Below are 20,407 nucleotides of genomic sequence, written 5' to 3'. Positions count from 1 at the left end.
TCAGTACTCGGTGGTTCTTGCTAAAGATTGATAAACCTGACTGCTGTCCGGGCGGGGAGTGCTTCGCCAGTGGATCACGCCAGGGGTGGTGGCCAGCTCAAACGGCTCGTCGTCGTGCGCGCGATTCAGAATTCGCGCGGCGCGCCAGGCCATCAGGCTGAGCTGGGGTTCGGCAATGCCAAGACGGTGCATCCCGGCATTCACGGCGAACAGGCGGTTGCTCTGCGGACCGTCCCATTCAAGGGTGAAATCATTGTTGATGCAGAAGGTTTCGTCGGCGTCCAGACGCAGGCGATGGGAGAGCGGTGCCAGAAACGCAGGCTGCACGGTGCGATAGCCGGTCGCGAAAATCACCACGTCGGTATCGAGTTGTTCACGGCCGCCGTCAAGGTGATGCTGTAACGTCAGGCGCTTGCCGTTCTCCTGCTGCGCGATCGCGGTGACCGAGCGAGAGGGCAGGAGGTGTGCCCACGGTTTTTCCCGCAGCACTTCGAAGCGGTGATACATGGCGCGATAAATCGCCAGTAGAGACTCCGTGGTGATGCCGTCGGAGGTCATCTTCTGCTCGTGCAGCATCTGACGACGCGCCTCTTCGCCAAGCGTGGAGAAGCTGTCTACATATTCCGGCGTGAAATACTCGTTGGCGAAAGCCGCTTCATCCAGCGCGTTATAATTGTTGCGTCGGGAAACCCAGTTCAGGCTCAGTGGCTGACCCCACTCCCCGCGGAAGATATTCAGAAAAAGATCTGCACCACTCTGACCTCCGCCGACGACGGTGACGCGCTTGCCCGCTAAGTCCGGCGTGCGCAGCATCATCTCGCTGGCGTGGAAGCAGCTGTCATCCTGCGCCGGAGCGCAGTCAGGCAGGTTAATCTGTTTGCCAATTCCCACGCAGACGTGACGCGCCAGGAAGCGATCGCGCTGAGTCACCACGTCGAACAGACCGTTTTTTTCATCAAAACTGACCTGCTGTACCTGCTGGCTGAAGGACAGGTTGGTGAGGTTTTCCGCGGCCCAGCACAGGTAATCGGCAAACTCTTCGCGAGAAACGGTACGCTGCTCGGTGGTCAGAAAACGATAGAACTTTTTACGCTGCACCAGATAGTTAAGAAAACTGTGGCGATTGGTGGGCTCCACGGCGCTCACCAGATCTTTCAGGAAGCTGGTTTGCATATGGCAGTCCGGCACCATCATGCCAGGGTGCCAGGAGAAATGCGGCTTGCGTTCAAGAAACAGCGAACTAAAACCGTCCAGTCCCTCAGCCAGTGCGGCGATGCTGAGGTTAAACGGGCCAATACCAATGCCGATGAAATCATACGTTTTCATTGCGCTGACTCCTGGGAGACCAGAAAAAGAGGGTTATCAAGATCGGTGACATAGTTCGGCAACATGCGGCTGCCGCCGTCGTGTTCGGAGAAGGTCAGTTTGACCGGGTTGAGGATCACGCGAATAATTTGCGGCTTAAACAGATCAAACGTCGCAAAGCGTTCGGCGAGATCGGGATGTGCGGCCATATAGCGGCGCAATACCTCGGCCAGGATCTGGTAGAAACGGGTTTCGCTGACGCCGCTTTGCAGGGTAAGTCGTGAAATAAACCGCAGCACCGTGACAAAGTTACCGGTTTGCAGATCGTGAATGATGTAATCCGCACTCAGGCGCGCCGTGACGGACTTCACCTGTTCAGGCAGGCTTGCTGACTGCGGGAAATCTTCATCCACCAGGCGCATGTCCCCCTGGAAATCTTTCAGCAGGATGCGTTGCGGGATGGCGTCTTTCATCACCAGCGTCACGTTCTGGCCGTGGGCGATAAGCGCCACGCCGTAGCGGCAGAGCAGGTGATAGAAGGGGATGACCGTCGCGTCAAAGAGCTTTTCCAGCCAGGTTTCAGCGGTCAAACCGGATTGGGCGATCCATGCGTCAATCAAGGGGCGTCCGGCGTTATCGCTCTCCATCAACGCAGCCATCAGCACCGCTTCTTCACCCTGCTGAAGATAACAGGACGGATTTTCGCGCCAGATAACTCCCAGCATCTCCTGATAACGGTAAGGCGCTTTCGGCAGCGCGGCGTAACCCGGGTGGGAAAGATACCCGGCCGCGGGCTCGCCAAGCACCTGCGCGCCACAGCGAATAAGCGTGGCATCGCTGGCGAACTGCTGCTGTAACCAGCGTGAGGCCAGCGGGCCAGCGGCAATGTACTTACCCGGAATACCGCGATAGCAGGAGGTGTTGTAAATGGTCAGCGGCAGCTTGATGTCAAACTGCGCGCGGCGGCTGGCATTGGTGAGGGTACGCAACGATTGCTGCGCCAGGTACTCGTCGCCAAACTCGCCCAGCTCAACCATTTCGCCGCGCGCGAGTTGCGCCAGGAAATGGACAGCAATCTTTTGTTGCCACTGCCACGGATGCAGCGGCACGGGCAACCAGTTATCATCAAGATCCAGCGCCTGCCAGCGGGCATCAAACCGGGCGCGCTCGGCGTTATCCATGGCGCTCGCCAGCAGGGTATTGATATCGCAATCAACATCGCTGCTCCAGACCAGGTGCGCACGTTGCACGGCGACCCAGTGCAGGCGAAAACGGCCACGGTATTCCGGGGCATACTGGCGTAGCGCATCCAGCCCCCAGCCGCGCCGTCCCTTGTTAAAGATAAACTTAGGATGGCCGCTCATCAGGCACTGTAATTCGTCCGGGTCGAGATGAATGAGCGCGTCAGCATCCAGCGTTTCGCGCGCCTGTAACAGCTGAATATCACCCCGCAGCGTGGCATAGAGATCTTCCAGATGCTCCGCGGTCTGCGCGTCGCTCATCTCCAGTACCGTCGCAAGCTGCAGCAGTGCAGTTTCTGCGTCCACTGCGTTACCGCTGACGGTGGTCAGGCTCTCGGGGTCGATATGCAGCCAGCCCCAGATCCCGCGCGTGGCCTGGAACTGCCAGGTCTCCGCGCCCATGGTGATTTGCCAGCGATTGTCTGCCAGCTGCCGGGCGCTCAGGGTGCGTTCATATTCCAGCTCGGCGAGGATTTTCGCCACCATGTCGCGGTTCACTTTCTGCCAGTACACGTTCACAGTCCCACCTCGCTGAAGAAGCGGTGACGCTGGTTCATGATGAGGCGCGAGCGTTTATGCGGGAAGTCGAACTCTTTTACGGTCTCGAAACCGGCAGACGAAAGATGGCGGAACAGGCGCTGGTTGTCGAAACGCGGCTCGGCAACGATGCGTGTTGTGCGTGGCTCATCCAGCCACAGATAATGGCTCAGACCGCGCAGCCAGCTGCGGATATACTGCGCGCCGCGCCAGTTTTCTTCCCCAACCAGCATGTGCAAGCCGCGGTCAAACGGCTGCCAGCGATAGTGACGGCCAATACGGTCTTCCGCCGCCCAGTAAATTTCAAAGTAGCCGAACGGCTGGTCATCAAAGCAGCCGATAAGCGGATAACAATAGGTCGAGTCGAGCTGACGGCGCAGGTAATTTTCCTGCTCCGCCTGCGGGCCGGCCATCTCCCAGAAGGCGTTAACGCGCGGGGTGTTCATCCAGCGGGTGAAACGTTCGCCGTCCTGCGCCACATCGGCCACGCGGAAACTCAGGGTGCGTTTAATCTGCGGGTCGTAACGGCGATAGACTTCGCCTTGCGGACGGTGAGGGCGCAGCGGGAAGTAAAGCTGACGGCTTTCATCGAACTGCATGCCGCCGTGGTTCTGGGGCCGTTCTCCCTGCAGCCACAGGGGTAACTGCCAGAACGTTTCGCGCGCCAGATAATCTCCGCTGGCAAGCGTAAACAGCGCCTGCGCCTGCGGTTCATCCTGCCAGGCAGACCAGGGGAGCGTGACGCCGGTCAGTGCCGGCGCGCCGATAAACAGCTGATCCAGCGCGTCGACTAACCAGCCTTCCGGGATACCATTCACGCGCTCAAGCACTGCGCTGCCGTCGAGACCTAACGTCAGGGGCAGAGCGTTCTCCGTTGCGGTGCAGCGAAAGCCATAGCCAGAATGGGCGATATTCGCGTTTGCCATCACGCCTTCTCCTTGTAAAACGGGTTGCTAAAGTCGAAATAGATCACTGCCGGATCGGCGATGGTGTTTTCGTTGCGATCGTGCAGATAGCAGAAAAAGTTGCCTTTACAGTTCCAGGTTGGGCTGTCGAGCACGTAGTCGAGGCAGCGGGTCTGTTTCGCTGTTTTGCGTAATTCGGCCAGTGCGTCACGCACCTGCGCCATCAGGCTCTCTTCGCTGTCGAAACCGGCGGCGGCGAGGGCGGCAGTCACGGCAAGCGTTGAGTTCAGCAGCAGGTAGTAGGGGAAGTAGCGCAGCAGCTGGCTTTCGCCAAAACGGTTTTCCACATCATGTTCACCCGCCTCTTTTAGCCATTCATCGGCGCCTTCAGTCCAGGCGCTGCCCTGACAATCGCGGTAGATCAGCCCGACGGGGAAATCCTGCTGCATCTCAACGAGGATATTTTGCTGGTGCGCCAGCAGAACCAGGCCGTAATCCGCTTCCACGCTAAACAGCGGAAGTAAGACGCGATCGCAATACGCCTGCACCCAGCAGCGCGCAGCCTCGGCAAGGGGTAAATCCAGGCGCTGGCTCAGACGACGTACCGCCGCAACCAGCAGACTGTCACCTCCGTCCGGTGCCGCCTGCGTCAGGCTCACCAGTACGTTGGTCTGGCTCTCTGGCGTCTCAAACAGCAGGTTCACGCGCAGGGCCATCAGGCTCTCTTCCTGGATGACGCCATTTTCATCACGCAGCCCCGCCCAGCCGTCTTCCTGCATAACACGCAGGGTCGGGTAGCGTGCCTGTAAGGTCTGCCAGCGCGCTGTCTTAGCCAGACGCGCCAGGCGCATACCGCGTTTAACCTCTTTCACTGACAGCGTGCGCACGGAGTTGGTCAGGCGCACGCTGAGGGAAAACTTGATCATGTCGCTGTTGGTTTCGCTGTAGAGCGAGCGCGAGGAGCTGGTGGGCAGCCACTGCGCGCCCGCTTCGCCCAAATCCTGCAGGTCGCCGTTAGCCACAAGACGCTGGCACCAGGCCTGACCCAGCAGATGCTCGGCCTGCCACGGATGCATCGGCAGCAGCCAGCAGGTATCAGTGAAGTGACCGAGGAGCTCAGGGGCACTCTGCGCTGCGAAGCGTAGCAGGCGTTCGCGAAGAGAGACGGCCAGGCTGTCGCCGGCAATCAATTCACGCTTAACCGCAAACCAGCGCAGCGGGAAGCGGGAGGCAAAATCAGGCAAATAGCGGCGCGCTTCACTTTCGTTAAACGGCTCGTGAGATTTGGGGGCCGGGTGAAACGCATGCCCCACCAGCAGCGCCTGTTCTGCTTGCGCAAAATTCAGCGGTTTGTCACGCAGGTTTGCCCAGTTGTGGCGCAGATCTATGGCCTGCCAGGTGTGGGCATGGCTTTCATGGGCGCGTTGCTTAAAGCGAGCCAGCGTTTCGGTATCAAGTGAGCCTTTAACTGAAGGTTTTTCCAGAATTAAGTCAATCAGTTGCGTGAAAGTGACGGTGTCACCGCTGTCGCTGTCGCGCTGGATAAGCGTCGCCGGAAAGTGATACTGATGATGCTGAGTTGGAGAGAAATAGCGTACCGGAACCCGAATGGCCTGGGTTGAAGAGAGCGGAATATGAATCTGCGATAGCTCATCCGCAACGGTAGCGGGGAGATAGCGCCAGTCCTTCGTTTCACGCAACAGGGCGTTCAAAAAACACTGGGCCGCAACGTCTGTACCGGCGGAGCGGGGCAGAGTACGCATAGGTGTACCTCATTCCATGATTGATAATAATTATCGTTATGATATGCATTCTGTTTACAGTCGCAACTATTTTTGCAATATTTGTTTTCATAAACTTCATGATTTCCACACATTTATTGACACTATGTTCACATTCTCATGCGCACTTACCCTGAAACACTGACGGAAAACCTCACCCCGAAAGCGAACTGGCCACTGGCGTTATGCGCCGGATTGTTAGGTATTGGGCAAAACGGTTTGCTGGTCATGCTGCCGCAACTGGTCACCCTGACCGGGTTATCGCTCTCCGTCTGGGCGGGGCTGTTAATGTTCGGCTCCATGCTCTTTTTACCCGCATCGCCGTGGTGGGGACGCCAAAGTGAGCGACACGGCTGCAAGGTCGTGATGCTGGCCTCGCTAAGTGGCTATCTTGCAAGTTTCGTCGTGATGGCGCTGGTGGTCTGGGCGATGGCAAGCGGGATGATGAGTGCTGTCTGGGGGCTGGCGGGCCTGATCCTCTCGCGTACGCTGTACGGCCTGACCGTCTCAGGGCTGGTGCCCGCGGCTCAGACATGGGCCATTCAGCGCGCGGGTCTGGATAAACGCATGGCCGCGCTGGCGACCATAAGCTCCGGCCTCAGCTGTGGTCGTCTGCTGGGGCCACCGCTGGCGGCGATGATGCTCAGCGTCAATTCGGTGGCTCCCCTCTGGTTGATGGCGATTGCACCGTTTATCGCTCTCCTGCTGGTCCTTCGAGAGGTCGCCGATCCGCCGCTGCCGCCGGTCGCGCATCAGGCGACGCGTGTGCAGGTTTCAATGCTGCCGTACCTTGTGCTGGCGTTGCTTCTGGCCGCACTGGTGAGCCTGATGCAGCTTGGCCTGTCACCGCATCTCAGCCCTCTGCTGGACGGTAACCCACGAGAGGTGAGCCATCATGTCGCGCTGCTGCTGAGTCTGGCCGCGCTGGCAACGCTCGCTGCGCAATTTCTGGTGGTCCGTCCACAGCATTTCAGCCCGGTGACATTGCTCTGCCTGGCCGCGGTACTGATGGTGACGGGACTGGGGCTAATGTGTATTGCCGGTCTGGTGTTGTTCTACGTGGGGATTGTCATGACGTCGCTGGGAGCCGCCATGGCGACGCCGGGATACCAGCTGCTGCTGAATGAACGGCTGACCACCGGAAAAGGGGCGGGAGTGATTGCCACCAGCCACACGCTGGGCTACGGCCTGAGTGCGCTGCTGGTGCCTGTCGTCACGCGTTTATTCGGCGAGGTATTTTTAACGCAGGCCGCCTGGGTGATGGCGCTGATGTTTCTGGTGATGAGCCTATGGGTACGGGCGGTCAATCGTACCCATGTCGACCCGTCTTAATGGAGCTGGTGAGATGAATTGCCGGCAGGATCCTCATTTTGCCGCAGACGCAGCAGAGGGTCTTGCTGATAAAACTGACAGAACCGTTGCCAGAGGGCCGGGAAACGGGGGGCGAAAAGCTCAGGCGCGCTAAAGAAATATTCTGACAGCACCGCAAAGCACTCCGCAGGATCGGTTGCCGCATAGGCATCGATGCTGGCGGCACTTTCGCCCACCAGATCTATCTCATCCTGGATATTATCCATTGCCGCATGCAGATCGTGTTCCCAACCTGCAACCTCACGAAGCGGGATCAGCGGTACACCGCTGGCGCGATCCCCATTGCGGGTATCCAGCTTATGCGCCACTTCGTGAATGATCAGGTTAAAGCCAGATGCGTCGAAGGAATCCTGAATATCAAGCCAGTTCAGGATGATGGGCCCTTGCTGCCAGCTTTGCCCGGACTGCACCACCCGCTGGTTATGCACCAGGCCGAAATCGTCCTGCCATTCATCGTCCACCACAAACGGTGCTGGGTAGATGAGTACTTCATGGAAGCCATCCAGCCACTCAATACCGAGTTCCAGTACCGGCAGACAGAAAAGCAGGGCGATACGCGCGTTTTTCAGGGGATCCAGCTCGAAGCCCTGCAGCGGAACCAGACGTTTTTGCTGCAAAAAGCGATCCGCCAGTTGAACCAGTTTTGATTGTTCATCCGGCTGAAGATTAGCCAGAACAGGGATCGCCAGCGCTTCATCCCACGGTAGCGCCATATTTCGGCCAGCGTCATTCGTTTTCCAGGGCCACTTAATCATCGCTTTGCTCGCAAACTCGTCACTTGAACAAAAGGGGAAGGTAAGGTTCTGTTAAAATGCCAGACATTCGGTCATTGCTTCAATTCCAGCCTGGATAAACTATCACTTCGTACGTAACGGTGGATAGCGGTTTGCTGGTATCACCTTCATTTTGTGAACTCAGTCGAAGCCTAATCTTATGACACTTACCCCATTATGGTCAGCGTGAAAACCAACTCCTTAAGGGATTCCGGCGCTTCACCGGTTGCGGCAGGACAATAAGCCGCTATTATTTTGACTTTCGTTCGTATTGCCAGACAGGACATTCAGACGCTATGCCCGTAAATTTTGACCTTAACGATCTTTATGCTTTCAGAGCGTTAGTGGAATACGGCAACTTTCGGGTTGCTGCTGAATCTATCTGTTTGTCCCCGTCAGCACTGAGCCGCAGGATTGAAAAACTGGAGGTGGCGCTGGGAGCGAAGCTGTTTGACCGGACCACCCGCCACGTGGCTCTGACATTGTACGGGCAGAACTTTGCTGAACGTTCAGCGCAGTTGCTCGATAACGTTGAGTCCATGCTGGCTGATATTGATAAAGTGAGTGAAGAGCGGACCGGGCTGATTACCGTCGCTACGGTACCGTCTGCGGCCTATTACTTTATGCCGGATGTCATTCGTCGCTTTCAGTCCCGTTATCCGCGTGTCCGGATTAAGCTCATCGACAGTAGCGCGGGGAATGTCATTGATGCGGTTGCCCGTAGCCAGGCGGATTTCGGGATCTGTTTCGCCGGGAGTTTGCCCTCTGAAATCGAGTTTTTCCCCCTTGTGGAAGATAGCTATGTCGCCGCGTGCAGGCGCGATCACCCTCTGGCAAAAAAGACTCACCTGACGTGGCAGGCGTTTTATCAGCAGGACTATATCATCCTCGACAAAACGTCAGGCAACCGTAACCTGCTCGACCGGATGCTGGGGGATATCGTGCCTGAGCGTCCCAGCGTTTGCGAAACGCGCCATGTGACCACGATGCTCGGTATGGTAGAGGCGGGCATCGGCATTGCTGCCGTGCCCGCCATGTCGATGCCGACGTCAGAGCACTCGCTACTGACGTCTGTCCCGCTCGTGGCACCGGAGGTGAAACGCACTGTGGGGTTGATTCGACGCCGGGGGCGTATCCAGTCTTACATTGCGGCTGAACTGGAAAAACACATTACTGAGCAGTACCGCGGGACGTGACGGGGCTCATCCCCGTGTCGCGAATCACGGCGCTGGACTGTGTCGAGGAAAGGTAATCCAGCAGCGCTTTCCCTTCGCCAGGATGGTCGGCGTGGCGGGTCACGGCACCCGCAAAGCGGGTGATGTATTGCAGGTTGTCCGGGAGTTTGCCAACAAACGTCACCCCTGGAATCGGCAGCAGTTCGCTGACCTGCTGGAAACCTACCGCATATTTCCCTTTCGCCACTTCTTCGGCGACGGGGATGCGCTCAACCTTCGTTGCTTTACCCATCACCTCTTTTTCAATCCCCAGCGTTTTGAACAGCGTCTGGCTGACGTATCTGCCGCTGGCGCTGTCGGAGTAGGCGATGGACTCCGCCTGAAGCAGCGTATGGCGAAGTTTCGCCTCGTTACTGATATCCGGGACGTCTGCGCCTTTTTTTACCACCATACCGACAGGGGAGTCCGCAAGTTCCGTGCGCGAGCCTGGCTGAGTCAGGTTGTCCTTTTCAAGTGTTGCCAGCGCATCGCCCACCATGATCACCACGTCGGCTTTTTCCCCGCGCGCAAGCCGGTTAGGAATTGCCTGCGGAGTCGTTCCCATAGACGGGCCGGGAATGAGCACAATGTTATCTCCGGTCTGGCGTTCATATTCCGGTGCCAGCTTTTCAAGGGCGGCTTTAAAACCGCCTGAGATCATGACCGTCACCTCTTTCGCTGAGGCACTGAAGCTCAGGACGGTCAGTATCAACGCGCTGGTGGTCAGTCGAGGAATCAGTCTCATGCCGCCCCCTCTGATTTCACGGTATTTTGCAGCGTCACTGCACGACGACGGTACAGGTAGAGCGTTGCCAGCAGGGCGCACACCGCAGCGAAACTCATCCAGTAGCCGGGAGAGGCTTTATCCCCGGTATATTCAATCAGCGCGGTAGACATTACCGGCGTGAACCCTCCAAATACCGCCGTTGCCAGACTGTAAGCTAGGGAGAACCCCGCTACCCGAACTTCAGAAGGCATGATCTCCGTGAGCGCCGGGATCATCGCACCGTTGTACAGGCCATAGAGGAAAGAGAGCCACAGCAGGACGCTCAGCATCATTGAGAAGCTCGGTGCCTGCGCCAGCAGCGTCAGTGCCGGGTAGCTCGTCGCCAGAGCCAGCAGCGTCATGGCGATAAGCACCGGTTTACGCCCAAAGCGGTCCGACAGCGCACCGCCTATCGGCAGCCAGATAAAGTTGGAAATTGCCACCAGAAGCGTAACCAGCAGGCTGTCCGAAGCGCTGAGCATCAGCACTTTTTTCCCGAAAGTCGGCGCGTAAACGGTGATCAGATAAAAGGCCGTGGTGGTCATTGCCACCATCAGCATGCCGGCAATGACCACCTGCCAGTTACCGAGCAGGGTTTTAAAGACCTGATGCATCTCCAGATGATGGCGGCGTGCGTTGAATTCCTCTGTCTCTTCCAGCTTGCGGCGCAGGAAAAAGATAAACGGTACGATTAAACAGCCGACCAGGAACGGGATACGCCAGCCCCATTCACGAATGGCGCTCTCTGCCATCAGCGCATTCAGCGCAAACCCCATGGCTGCCGCAACCATAATCGCGACCTGCTGGCTGCCAGACTGCCAGCTGGTGTAAAAACCTTTGCGGCCGGGCGTGGCAATTTCTGCCAGATAGACCGATACGCCACCCAGCTCCGCTCCGGCAGAAAACCCCTGCAACAGTCGGCCAGTCAGAACCAGTAACGGTGCCCACAGACCTATGCTGTGATAAGACGGAATAAGCACGATCAGGAAGGTACCCGCCGCCATAATCGACAGGGTCACGATGAGTCCTTTTCTGCGCCCAACCTTGTCGATATAGGCACCCAGTACGATTGCCCCGATGGGGCGCATTAAAAATCCTGCGCCGAAGACGGCAAACGTCATCATCAGGGAAGCAAATTCACTGCTCGCCGGGAAAAAGGTGTGCGCGATGTAGGTCGCATAAAAGCCGAAGAGAAAGAAGTCGAATTGCTCGAGAAAGTTGCCGGACGTCACGCGAAGTATCGCGCCCGCTTTCGAGCGAACGGTTGCAGGTGAGGTTGAGGAAAACATGGTTATCTCCAGTTTATTGTTGACGTTTTGCTCGTCTGTTTCTGAAAACTGGATCAAGAACCCCAAATTTATAAGCGCAATTAATACATGGACTGATGCATTTAACGCATCAATGGCGAAGAGCCGATCGGGAGTGATTGTCGTAACAACAACTTAACAATTAATTGATTTTTTATTCACCAGTTTGGGTAAGTCACTGATATTGCCGTTTTGTGACATCGCGCAGAGGCACCCTTGTTTGCAGCGAATACAAAAGCCAGGCGATGCCTGGCTGTTAACTATCACTTACCGCGACTTACCGCAACGCGTTGGCAATCGCACTGAACATCAGTGAGGCTTCCAGCGGCTGTGCGCTAAACGACGGTTCGGCCTGCGGCCAGGTGGACCACTGAACGATCACCAGATTTTCCGCCTGGTTTACCATGATCATCTGCCCAAAGATCCCCAGCGCCCAGAGCGAGCCTTTCAGCGACTCATTCGCCGCGGGCACCACCTTCGTGGCCGTGACGGGCACTTCGTTGTTCCACCACTGATAGCCGTACAAGCCGGTCGGGTGTGCGTCAGAGACAGATCCATCAGCCTGCGTCCAGCGTGAGGCGTCTTTCACCCAGTTGTCGGGCAGGATCTGTTTGCCATTCGGTAGTGTGCCGTTATGCAGGATAAACTCCCCGAAGCGTCCCCAGTCTTCCAGCGTGGCGTTAAAGCCATGCGCGCCGACATCATGCTGACCTTTACGGTAGGCATGCCATACACCGTCGCTCGCCATGCCGTACGGCTGCCAGATGCTCTTCTCAAGATAGGCGGCCAGGGTCATGCCCGTTGCACGCTCAAGCACGTCACCCAACAGCCAGGCGCCACCGGAGGAGTAAGACCAGTGCTGGCCTGCCGGGTGTTCGCGTTTTAGCCCGGACACCAGCTTACGCACGCAGTCATAGGTGCCTGGTTTCGCTTCACACTCGGTGAGCTGTGCGAAATCGGAGGCGGGATTGGTGTAGTCTTCGTTCCATGCCACGCCGGAGGTGTGGGTGATCAGCTGTTTTAACGTCACACCGTCCCAGGCGGTGCCTTTCAGGTCTGGCTCGTATTGCGTGACCAGGTCGTCGAGTGAGCGGATTTTTCCCTCTTTGAGAGCCACGCCAACCAGCGTTGAGACCACGGATTTCCCGACCGAACGGGAGGTCCAGAGCGTCGTATCCGTATTGCCTTCGCCGAGATATTTCCACGCGATTTTGCCGTCTTTCAGTACCAGCATGCCGCTCACGTTCTGACGTTTCAGGTAGTCCTGCAGGTTATAGGTCTTGCCGTTGACCTGATAGCGGGCGTCAGTGAGCGGTTTCTCTGCGCTGAGCAGCGGCGTGGCGTTGCCGTGATGGAACACATCTCCCGCGTAGTTGCGGTAGTCATTTCGAAAGCCGACCACGCGATCCGCCTGGCTCCAGGTGAGCATCTTGTGCGTGTCAGGAAGTTGTTTGTCGAACGGAGCAGGGCAGGTGTTCAGGTCAGTACCGTCGCAGGCCGCCAGCGCGACAGGCGCAAACAGACCGCTGCACAGGCTAATTACAACGCCCGCCAGCAGCGTGCGGTTCAGTGAAGGATAATTCATCATTTTTCTCGCTGTGATTAGGAACGCCTTCAGTTTAAGAACCCGCGACTTATAATAAAAAACGCGTAATGGGGGAAATTCCCCCCGAAAACTGAATGGAGAGTGGCGTGTCGACGGTAATTTATTCCTTTGCCCAACTGGAAGCGTTTACCGCCGTGGTGGAATACGGTGGCCTGGCAAAAGCGGCGATGAAGCTCGGGAAAGATCGTACGACGCTGCGCGACCTGATTGATTTTCTCGAAGATGGATTAGGGTACAGGCTGTTTGTGCGTGAAGGACGCACGCTGCGTCTGACCCCTGAGGGCGAGCAGCTGCAGCGGCAGGCGCACCTGCTGATGCGCCAGGTGAAAGCCTTTGAGGCATTTGCCAGCGCGGTACCGGAGCGTGCTACGCAGGACATCACGCTGGTTTACGATCCCTTTACCTCGAGACCATTTTTGCAGGCGCTGATTGGCGAGATGGCGAAGCGACACTTACGTCTGAGCCTGGTCAGCGCCTCCCGGGATGAGGCTGAAGCGATGCTGGCCAGCGGGCAGGCGGATCTGGGCATTTGCCAGGCACGTAATCGCAGTGTGGGTAATGAAATGGAGTGGCGGGCGCTCGGGGCGATCGATATGGATTTCTACGCCTGCAACACGCTGTTCGCTGAAGCCACGCAGCCGCTGTCGCTGCTTGAGTTGTCGCTGGTGCCGCAGGTGATTATGCACGCCGCCTCGGATGAGCCGGTGGCACGTCGTCTGCAGATTTCGGGGCACACCCTTTTCACCAATGAGCTGGAGATGTTGCGGGGCCTGCTGGAGCAGGGATGCGGCTGGGGATTTTTACCGACGCATTTCCAGCCGACCGGGTGGAAAAAGGTAAAAAGGCTGCACACCGAAGTGGGCAGCCAGGGGATAAGTCAGACGATGGTGATCATCTGGAAGCCGGGAAGCGACAAGCGAGAGAGGATCGCTGAAACGCTGTCGCTGTTACCGGCGTTGTGGAAAAACTCAGCGCTGTGAACACCCATTGCACTGCTGATTCTGGATCTGCTGGAAGAAGTCGTTACCCTTGTCATCCACCAGGATAAACGCCGGGAAGTTTTCCACTTCGATTTTCCAGATGGCTTCCATACCCAGCTCAGGATAGGCCACGCACTCCAGACGCTTGATGCTGTTTTGTGCCAGTACCGCCGCCGGGCCGCCGATGCTGCCGAGGTAGAAACCGCCGTGCTTATGGCAGGCATCGGTCACCTGCTGGCTACGGTTGCCTTTCGCCAGCATGATCATGCTCGCACCGTGAGACTGCAGCAGGTCGACGTACGAATCCATCCGTCCTGCCGTGGTTGGGCCGAGAGAGCCTGATGCATAGCCTTCCGGAGTCTTGGCCGGGCCTGCGTAGTAGATTGGATGGTCTTTGACGTACTGCGGCAGTTCTTCACCGTTGTCGAGCAGCTCTTTCAGCTTCGCGTGGGCAATGTCGCGCGCCACGATGATGGTGCCGTTCAGCGACAGGCGGGTAGAGACCGGATGAGCAGAAAGCTGGGCCAGGATCTCATTCATCGGCTTATTCAGATTGATGCTGACCACGTCGCCTTCACCCTGTTGACGCAGGGATTCTGGAATATACTGGCCCGGATTGTGCTCCAGTTTTTCAATCCAGATACCGTCGCGGTTGATTTTGGCTTTGATGTTGCGGTCAGCGGAGCAGGAGACGCCCATGCCGATTGGGCAGGAGGCACCGTGGCGCGGCAGACGGATCACGCGAATATCATGGGCGAAGTATTTCCCGCCAAACTGCGCGCCCAGGCCAAGGTTCTGTGCTTCCTGAAGCAGTTCCTGTTCGAGCTGAACATCACGGAACGCCTGACCGTGTTCGTTACCTTCGGTGGGCAGCGCGTCGTAATAGCGCGTGGAAGCGAGCTTCACGGTTTTCAGCGTCGCTTCAGCCGACGTTCCCCCAATCACGAAGGCAATATGGTAAGGCGGGCAGGCCGCGGTACCCAGGGTACGCATTTTCTCAACCAGGTAGTTTTTCAGCTTCGCCGGGGTAATCAGCGCTTTGGTTTCCTGATAGAGATAGGTTTTATTCGCGGAACCGCCGCCTTTTGCCATGCACAGGAATTTATACTCGTCCCCGTCGACGCTGTAGAGATCGATCTGCGCAGGCAGGTTAGTGCCGGTGTTGACCTCTTTATACATATCCAGCGCGGCATTCTGGGAATAACGCAGATTATCTTCGATGTAGGTGTTATAGACACCCTGACTCAGCGCGGCTTCGTCACCGCCACCGGTCCAGACGCGCTGGCCTTTTTTACCCATGATGATCGCCGTGCCGGTATCCTGGCAGGTGGGCAGCACACCTTTGGCCGCGATTTCAGAGTTGCGCAGGAACTGCAGGGCAACGTATTTATCATTTTCGCTGGCTTGTGGGTCGTTAAGAATAGCGGCAACCTGTTTCTGATGCGAAGGGCGCAGCATAAAGGCGGCGTCGTGGAAGGCCTGCTGTGCCAGCAGCGTCAGCGCTTCGGGTTCCACTTTCAGGATCTCCTGACCCTCAAATTCGGCAACAGAGACGTGTTCTTTGGTCAGCAGATAGTATTCGGTATCGTCGTGTGCGAGAGGGAAGGGGTTCTGGTAGTAAAACGGTTTGTTTGACATAGCGTATTGCTCCAAAAAAATAAAACCGCCGGAGAGGTAGCCCGGCGGTCAGGGATCAGAACATCATGGACATCCACGGATAACCAATCAGCAGCAGGGCCGCCAGGAAGATGGCACCAAAGATGGTGCCGAGGCGCCAGTAGTCTTTGGTTGGCAGGTAGCCGCTACCGTAGTAGATAGGGCTAGGGCCGGTACCGTAAGGGGTGATAATCCCCATGACCCCCAGGGAGGTCACCATCAGCAGGACGAACACCTCCATATTCATGCCCGGAATGGTAGAGGCGATGGTCAGCATCGCTGGCAGCAGCGCCGTGGTGTGTGCGGTGGTGCTGGCAAACAGGTAGTGCAGCAGGTAGAACGCCAGCAGCAGTACGATGGTGGCAACACCCGGCGAGATACCGCTCATCAGCAGACCGCCTTCTTTACCCAGCCAGCTAATGAAGCCCGTGGAGGAGAGGCCATCCGCCAGCGCAACCAGGGTGGCGAACCAGACGAAGGTGTTCCAGGCGGCTTTATTCCCGGTGATATCGTTCCACTCCAGCACCCCGGTCCACAGCATCAGACCCACGATTAACAGTGCAGCCATCGCCGGTTCAATCCACGCGGCGGCGAAGATCCACATCAGCAGCGCACAGCAGACGAAAATCAGCAGCAGGATTTCGTTACGGGACAGTTTGCCCAGTTTTTCCAGTTCTCGGGTCGCCCACAGCGGCACTTCGTTGTTCACTTTAACTTCAGGCGGGTAGAACCAGTAGGCCAGCAGCGGCATGGTCAGAATCAGCAGCACGCCCAGCGGCAGGAATGCGATAAACCAGGTGCCCCAGGAGATGTCGATCCCCACGGTGCTTTTCACCAGCGCCAGCGCCAGCAGGTTCGGTGCGAGGGCAGACAGGAACATTGAGCTGGTAATACAGGCCGCGGTGATCGCCACCCACATCAGGTAAGAACCAATTTTACGCGCGCTTGGATCGTTCGGTTTTGAACCATACAGCGGCGGCAGGTTAGCGATAATCGGATAGATGGTCCCGCCGCTACGCGCGGTGTTGGAAGGTGTAAACGGTGCCAGCAGCAGGTCCGCGAAGGTGATAGCGTAACCGAGCGTCAGGCTGCGACGACCCAGATATTTCACCAGAATCAGTGCCAGACGGCGGCCGAAGCGGGTTTTGTCATAGCCTGCGGCAAACATGAAGGCACCGAAAATCAGCCATACGGTAGAGTTACCAAAACCGCTCACGGCCCATTTAAAGGAGGCACCCGCCAGTTTGAATTTCGGGTCAGCCAGCTGTTCCGGGCTGAACAACACCCACTGGCTGCAGAGCGCAATCGCCACGACGCCGGTCAGGCCAATGACCGCGCCTGGCAGCGGTTCGAAGATCAAACCGACAATCACGCCGACAAAGATAGCGAAGTAGTGCCACGCGTAAGGAGGAAGCCCTTCCGGGACCGGAACAAACAGTAACAGCACGGCAACGACAACGGGCAATGCCATCATTAGCAGACGTTTTGCCTTTCCGTTGGATGCGTGACTCGCCCCAGGGGGCGTTACAGCAGTTTTTGTATTCATAGTTTCGCGTCTTAAGTTGTCAGGAATTCGGTTATGCGCTGAAATATTCATTTGCTTTCTTTAGTTTGTTTTTATTTTATTTAGTTGCTAAAGGTGCGCATTTGCTATTTCAGTAATAGCGATTTAACGCATTTTTGATGCGCTAAATTAAAAATTGATGATATTTATATATTGCGCTTTTGACTGTCTCGATGCTTGATCGCGATCAAAAAAATAGAATTGCGGGGGTGTTTTTGTTCAGTTGATAATAACCACTCTGGCGTATGTGGGTATTATTTATTTTTGATATGGATTTTACTCAATATTGTTAACATTTCAAATAACCATTTTCATATAACTCTATGTTTTTAATGGTTTGTTTTTGTCTCTTGGGATCGTGAAAAGGTCATTGATACGTTAACAGTGTTTAAAGGATTGTGAATAGAGTAATTAATATTGCTAACACCAATGTGTTATTAATGTTATTGAAGGGATTAAATAGTTTTTTAACTAACGTAATGGCTTTAGAAACTAAAAAAATCATTATATTAGTATTATGACATCGGAATAAAAAATCGAAATAAAACTGAGCCCGATAACGAATTCTTAATTTTAAAGTTTGGAGTTTCTATTATGAGCACTAACGAACGTATTCTAAGCCCCTTCACATTACCGAATGGTACCGAACTGAAAAACCGTTTGTTAATGGCCCCTATGACGACCTGTACCGGTTATTACGACGGTACGGTGACCAGCGAGCTGGTTGAGTACTATCGCGCCCGCTCAGGCAGTATTGGTACCATTATTGTTGAGTGCTGCTTTGTTGACGATCTCGGTCTCGCCTTCCCGGGGGCGATTGGCATTGATAACGACGAGAAAATCGCCGGGCTGGCGAAGATCGCTGAGGCGATTAAGTCCAAAGGATCTAAAGCGCTGCTGCAGATCTACCACGGCGGCCGCATGGTTGATCCGAAACTGATCGGTGGCCGCACGCCGGTGGGGCCAAGTGCCGTTGCCGCGCCACGTGACGGCGCCGCCACGCCGGTTGCCCTGACGGGAGAAGAAGTCGAAGGGATGATCGGTAAGTTCGGTGAAGCAGTACGCCGTGCGATTCAGGCGGGTTTCGATGGCGTTGAAATCCATGGGGCCAACACCTATTTGATTCAGCAGTTCTACTCTCCAAACTCTAACCAGCGTGACGACGAGTGGGGTGGCAGCCGCGATAACCGCGCGAAATTCCCGCTGGCCGTGCTCGACATCACCCATAAAATGGTGCGCCAGTACGCCGATGACGCCTTTATCATCGGCTATCGCTTCTCCCCTGAAGAGCTGGAAGAGCCGGGCATCCGCTTTGAAGACACCATGTACCTGCTGGAAAAGCTGGCCGCGCGCGGTGTGGATTATCTGCACTTCTCCGTTGGCGCAACCCTGCGTCCTTCTATTGTCGACACGCAGGATCCGACCCCGCTTATCGAAAAATACCGCGCAATGCGTTCTGACACGCTGGCGCAGGTGCCGGTCATGGGCGTCGGTGGCGTGGTCAATGCCGCGGATGCGAACGAGGCGCTGGAACATGGCTACGATCTTATCGCCGTAGGCCGCGCCACCATCGCCTATCCGGACTGGACAGACCGCATCGCGGCGGGAGAAACGCTGGAACTGTTTATGGACAGCACCCGACGCGAAGCGCTAAGCATCCCTGAGCCGCTGTGGCGTTTCTCGCTGGTGGAGGCGATGATCCGCGATATGAGCATGGGTGAATCGAAATTTAAACCGGGCATGTTTATTGAGAATGTTCGGGACGATAGCAACGAACTGGTGATTAACGTCAGCCTGGAGACCGACCGCATCGCCGACATTGAACTGGCTTCTGGCCCGACCCAGGACGTTGAGTTTGTCACCAGCTTCGAAGAGATCCGCACCCGTATTCTGGATGCAAACACCCCGCACGTGGATGCCATTACCGGTGCAACCAGCCAGAGTGAAGCGGTCAAAAAAGCGGTGTCCAAAGCCATGCTGAAATCCAGCAAAGCGCTGGCAGCCGAAGAGGGTGTCGACCCGAACGAGACCCGAAGCGTTGACGTTGTGGTGGTCGGTAGCGGTGGCGCGGGTCTGGCCGCAGCAATCCAGGCGCATGACGAAGGCGCAAGCGTGCTGATTGTCGAGAAAATGCCCTCCATCGGCGGTAACACCATTAAAGCGTCTGCGGGGATGAACGCCGCGGAAACACGCTTCCAGCGGGTGAAAGGGATTCAGGACAGCAAAGAGCTGTTCTATCAGGAAAGCCTGAAAGGCGGTAAAAACAAGAACAACCCGGCACTGCTGCGCCGCTTTGTTGAAAATGCCCCACAGGCGATCGAGTGGCTGGCGACCCGCGGCATTATGCTCAACGACATCACCACCACCGGCGGGATGAGCATCGACCGTACTCACCGTCCAAAAGACGGTTCTGCGGTGGGCGGCTATCTGATTAGCGGCCTGGTGCGTAACGTCAACAAACGCAACATCGAGGTCATGCTCGATACGTCGGTCAGCGACATTCTTTTCGAGAACGGCGAAGTCACAGGCGTACGTCTGACCACGGAAGAAAACGAAACCCTTACCGTAGCAACCAAAAGCGTCATTGTGGCTACCGGTGGTTTCAGCGCCAATAGCCAGATGGTGGTTAAGTACCGTCCTGACCTGGAAGGTTTCGTGACCACCAACCACAAAGGGGCGACAGGGGGAGGTATCGCGCTGCTGGAGCGTATTGGCGCCGGTACGGTCGATATGGGTGAAATCCAGATCCACCCAACCGTTGAGCAGAAAACCTCGTACCTGATTTCCGAATCCATCCGCGGTGGCGGGGCGATTCTGGTGAACCAGCAGGGGAACCGTTTCTTCAACGAGATGGAAACCCGCGATAAAGTCTCTGCACAAATTATCGCCCTGCCGGAGAAATACGCTTACATCGTCTTTGATGAGCATGTCCGCGCCAAAAACAAAGCGGCAGATGAGTACATCGCCAAAGGGTTTGTCACCAGCGCCAGCTCACCTAAAGCGCTGGCTGAAGCCCTGGGTATGGATTATCACGCCTTCCTGGCGACCCTGGAGCGTTACAACGGCTTTGTTGAAAAACAGCACGATGACGATTTTGGCCGTACGACCGCGCTGCGTGCACCAATCAACGAAGGGCCATTCTATGCCATTCAGATTGCGCCGGGCGTGCACCACACCATGGGCGGTGTGACCATTAACACCGAAACCTGCGTACTGGACAGCAACCTCAACGTGCTGCCAGGGGCATTTGCGGCCGGTGAAGTGGTCGGTGGTATCCACGGTGGTAACCGCATCGGGGGTAACGCGGTGGCAGATATCATTATTTTTGGTACGCTTGCCGGACATCAGGCGGCGATGCGCGCGAAAAGGGCGTAAGTCAGCCGTAAGGGTATGCCGGATAC

14 protein-coding genes are annotated in these 20,407 nt (G+C 56.4%); 4 read left to right on the top strand and 10 right to left on the bottom strand.

The window, feature by feature from the left end; genetic code table 11:
- The 4 genes from AM379_RS23030 to AM379_RS23015 are packed head-to-tail and all read right to left on the bottom strand — an operon-like array spanning nucleotide 1 to nucleotide 5,751.
- Complete coding sequence (locus AM379_RS23030) at nucleotides 1-1,326, bottom strand: lysine N(6)-hydroxylase/L-ornithine N(5)-oxygenase family protein (protein ID WP_020883310.1); 1,326 nt, start codon at nucleotides 1,324-1,326, stop codon at nucleotides 1-3.
- Nucleotides 1,323-3,065: an IucA/IucC family protein gene (gene iucC, locus AM379_RS23025; protein WP_106504304.1), complete on the bottom strand. Its 1,743-nt coding sequence runs from the start codon at nucleotides 3,063-3,065 to the stop codon at nucleotides 1,323-1,325. Before iucC ends, AM379_RS23030 begins: the two co-directional genes overlap by 4 nt.
- Nucleotides 3,062-4,009 carry a GNAT family N-acetyltransferase gene (locus AM379_RS23020; protein ID WP_106504303.1) on the bottom strand — a complete coding sequence of 316 codons (948 nt, stop codon included), beginning with the start codon at nucleotides 4,007-4,009 and terminating at the stop codon, nucleotides 3,062-3,064. Before AM379_RS23020 ends, iucC begins: the two co-directional genes overlap by 4 nt.
- Complete coding sequence (locus AM379_RS23015) at nucleotides 4,009-5,751, bottom strand: IucA/IucC family protein (protein ID WP_106504302.1); 1,743 nt, start codon at nucleotides 5,749-5,751, stop codon at nucleotides 4,009-4,011. The genes AM379_RS23020 and AM379_RS23015 overlap by 1 nt, the downstream gene beginning before the upstream one ends.
- 138 nt (nucleotides 5,752-5,889) lie before the next feature.
- On the opposite strand from AM379_RS23015, the gene AM379_RS23010 reads away from it, so the two are divergent.
- Nucleotides 5,890-7,101 carry an MFS transporter gene (locus tag AM379_RS23010; RefSeq protein WP_106504301.1) on the top strand — a complete coding sequence of 404 codons (1,212 nt, stop codon included), beginning with the start codon at nucleotides 5,890-5,892 and terminating at the stop codon, nucleotides 7,099-7,101.
- On the opposite strand, the gene mtfA is transcribed toward AM379_RS23010, so the two are convergent.
- Entirely contained in the window at nucleotides 7,098-7,895 is a 798-nt protein-coding gene (gene mtfA / locus AM379_RS23005) for a DgsA anti-repressor MtfA (protein ID WP_014170764.1), read from the bottom strand. The genes AM379_RS23010 and mtfA overlap by 4 nt on opposite strands.
- A gap of 314 nt (nucleotides 7,896-8,209) precedes the next feature.
- Here mtfA and AM379_RS23000 point away from each other — a divergent pair, with 314 nt between their 5' ends.
- Entirely contained in the window at nucleotides 8,210-9,109 is a 900-nt protein-coding gene (locus AM379_RS23000) for a LysR family transcriptional regulator (RefSeq protein WP_032678483.1), read from the top strand.
- Here AM379_RS23000 and AM379_RS22995 read toward each other — a convergent pair.
- The 3 genes from AM379_RS22995 to AM379_RS22985 all read right to left on the bottom strand — a co-directional run bounded on the left by AM379_RS22995 (nucleotide 9,084) and on the right by AM379_RS22985 (nucleotide 12,785).
- Nucleotides 9,084-9,872 (bottom strand): substrate-binding domain-containing protein, encoded by a 789-nt coding sequence (locus AM379_RS22995; RefSeq protein WP_032678482.1) that lies wholly within the window; start codon nucleotides 9,870-9,872, stop codon nucleotides 9,084-9,086. The two genes, AM379_RS23000 and AM379_RS22995, sit on opposite strands and share 26 nt — an antisense overlap.
- Entirely contained in the window at nucleotides 9,869-11,182 is a 1,314-nt protein-coding gene (locus AM379_RS22990) for an MFS transporter (protein ID WP_020883317.1), read from the bottom strand. Before AM379_RS22990 ends, AM379_RS22995 begins: the two co-directional genes overlap by 4 nt.
- A gap of 295 nt (nucleotides 11,183-11,477) precedes the next feature.
- Nucleotides 11,478-12,785 (bottom strand): serine hydrolase domain-containing protein, encoded by a 1,308-nt coding sequence (locus AM379_RS22985; protein ID WP_032679710.1) that lies wholly within the window; start codon nucleotides 12,783-12,785, stop codon nucleotides 11,478-11,480.
- A 95-nt stretch (nucleotides 12,786-12,880) separates the two neighbouring features.
- Between AM379_RS22985 and AM379_RS22980 the strand changes: the two genes are divergently transcribed.
- Nucleotides 12,881-13,786, top strand: a complete 906-nt coding sequence (locus AM379_RS22980) for a LysR family transcriptional regulator (protein ID WP_106504300.1) — start codon at nucleotides 12,881-12,883, stop codon at nucleotides 13,784-13,786.
- Here the strand turns inward: AM379_RS22980 and fumA are convergent.
- A complete protein-coding gene (gene fumA, locus AM379_RS22975) occupies nucleotides 13,775-15,424 on the bottom strand; it encodes a class I fumarate hydratase FumA (RefSeq protein ID WP_032678480.1) in 1,650 nt (549 codons plus the stop codon). The genes AM379_RS22980 and fumA overlap by 12 nt on opposite strands.
- 55 nt (nucleotides 15,425-15,479) lie before the next feature.
- Nucleotides 15,480-16,988, bottom strand: a complete 1,509-nt coding sequence (locus AM379_RS22970; protein WP_106504299.1) for an anion permease — start codon at nucleotides 16,986-16,988, stop codon at nucleotides 15,480-15,482.
- 612 nt (nucleotides 16,989-17,600) lie between these two features.
- On the opposite strand from AM379_RS22970, the gene AM379_RS22965 reads away from it, so the two are divergent.
- Nucleotides 17,601-20,381, top strand: coding sequence for a flavocytochrome c (locus tag AM379_RS22965; protein WP_032678479.1), 2,781 nt, complete (start codon nucleotides 17,601-17,603; stop codon nucleotides 20,379-20,381).
- The last annotated feature ends 26 nt before the right edge of the window (nucleotides 20,382-20,407 follow it).

Origin of the sequence: Enterobacter cloacae complex sp. FDA-CDC-AR_0132 (assembly GCF_003010695.1) — a bacterium.
GTDB classification, from domain to species: domain Bacteria; phylum Pseudomonadota; class Gammaproteobacteria; order Enterobacterales; family Enterobacteriaceae; genus Enterobacter; species Enterobacter ludwigii.
Note: the sequence above shows the minus strand (reverse complement) of the source record. Positions and strands in the feature narration are given on the sequence as shown.

Coding starts and splice junctions, on each gene's coding strand:
- AM379_RS23030 (WP_020883310.1), bottom strand. CDS start 1,326: ATGAAAACGTATGATTTCATCGGCATTGGTATTGGCCCGTTTAACCTC.
- AM379_RS23020 (WP_106504303.1), bottom strand. CDS start 4,009: ATGGCAAACGCGAATATCGCCCATTCTGGCTATGGCTTTCGCTGCACC.
- AM379_RS23015 (WP_106504302.1), bottom strand. CDS start 5,751: ATGCGTACTCTGCCCCGCTCCGCCGGTACAGACGTTGCGGCCCAGTGT.
- AM379_RS23010 (WP_106504301.1), top strand. CDS start 5,890: ATGCGCACTTACCCTGAAACACTGACGGAAAACCTCACCCCGAAAGCG.
- mtfA (WP_014170764.1), bottom strand. CDS start 7,895: ATGATTAAGTGGCCCTGGAAAACGAATGACGCTGGCCGAAATATGGCG.
- AM379_RS23000 (WP_032678483.1), top strand. CDS start 8,210: ATGCCCGTAAATTTTGACCTTAACGATCTTTATGCTTTCAGAGCGTTA.
- AM379_RS22995 (WP_032678482.1), bottom strand. CDS start 9,872: ATGAGACTGATTCCTCGACTGACCACCAGCGCGTTGATACTGACCGTC.
- AM379_RS22990 (WP_020883317.1), bottom strand. CDS start 11,182: ATGTTTTCCTCAACCTCACCTGCAACCGTTCGCTCGAAAGCGGGCGCG.
- AM379_RS22985 (WP_032679710.1), bottom strand. CDS start 12,785: ATGAATTATCCTTCACTGAACCGCACGCTGCTGGCGGGCGTTGTAATT.
- AM379_RS22980 (WP_106504300.1), top strand. CDS start 12,881: ATGGAGAGTGGCGTGTCGACGGTAATTTATTCCTTTGCCCAACTGGAA.
- fumA (WP_032678480.1), bottom strand. CDS start 15,424: ATGTCAAACAAACCGTTTTACTACCAGAACCCCTTCCCTCTCGCACAC.
- AM379_RS22970 (WP_106504299.1), bottom strand. CDS start 16,988: ATGAATACAAAAACTGCTGTAACGCCCCCTGGGGCGAGTCACGCATCC.
- AM379_RS22965 (WP_032678479.1), top strand. CDS start 17,601: ATGAGCACTAACGAACGTATTCTAAGCCCCTTCACATTACCGAATGGT.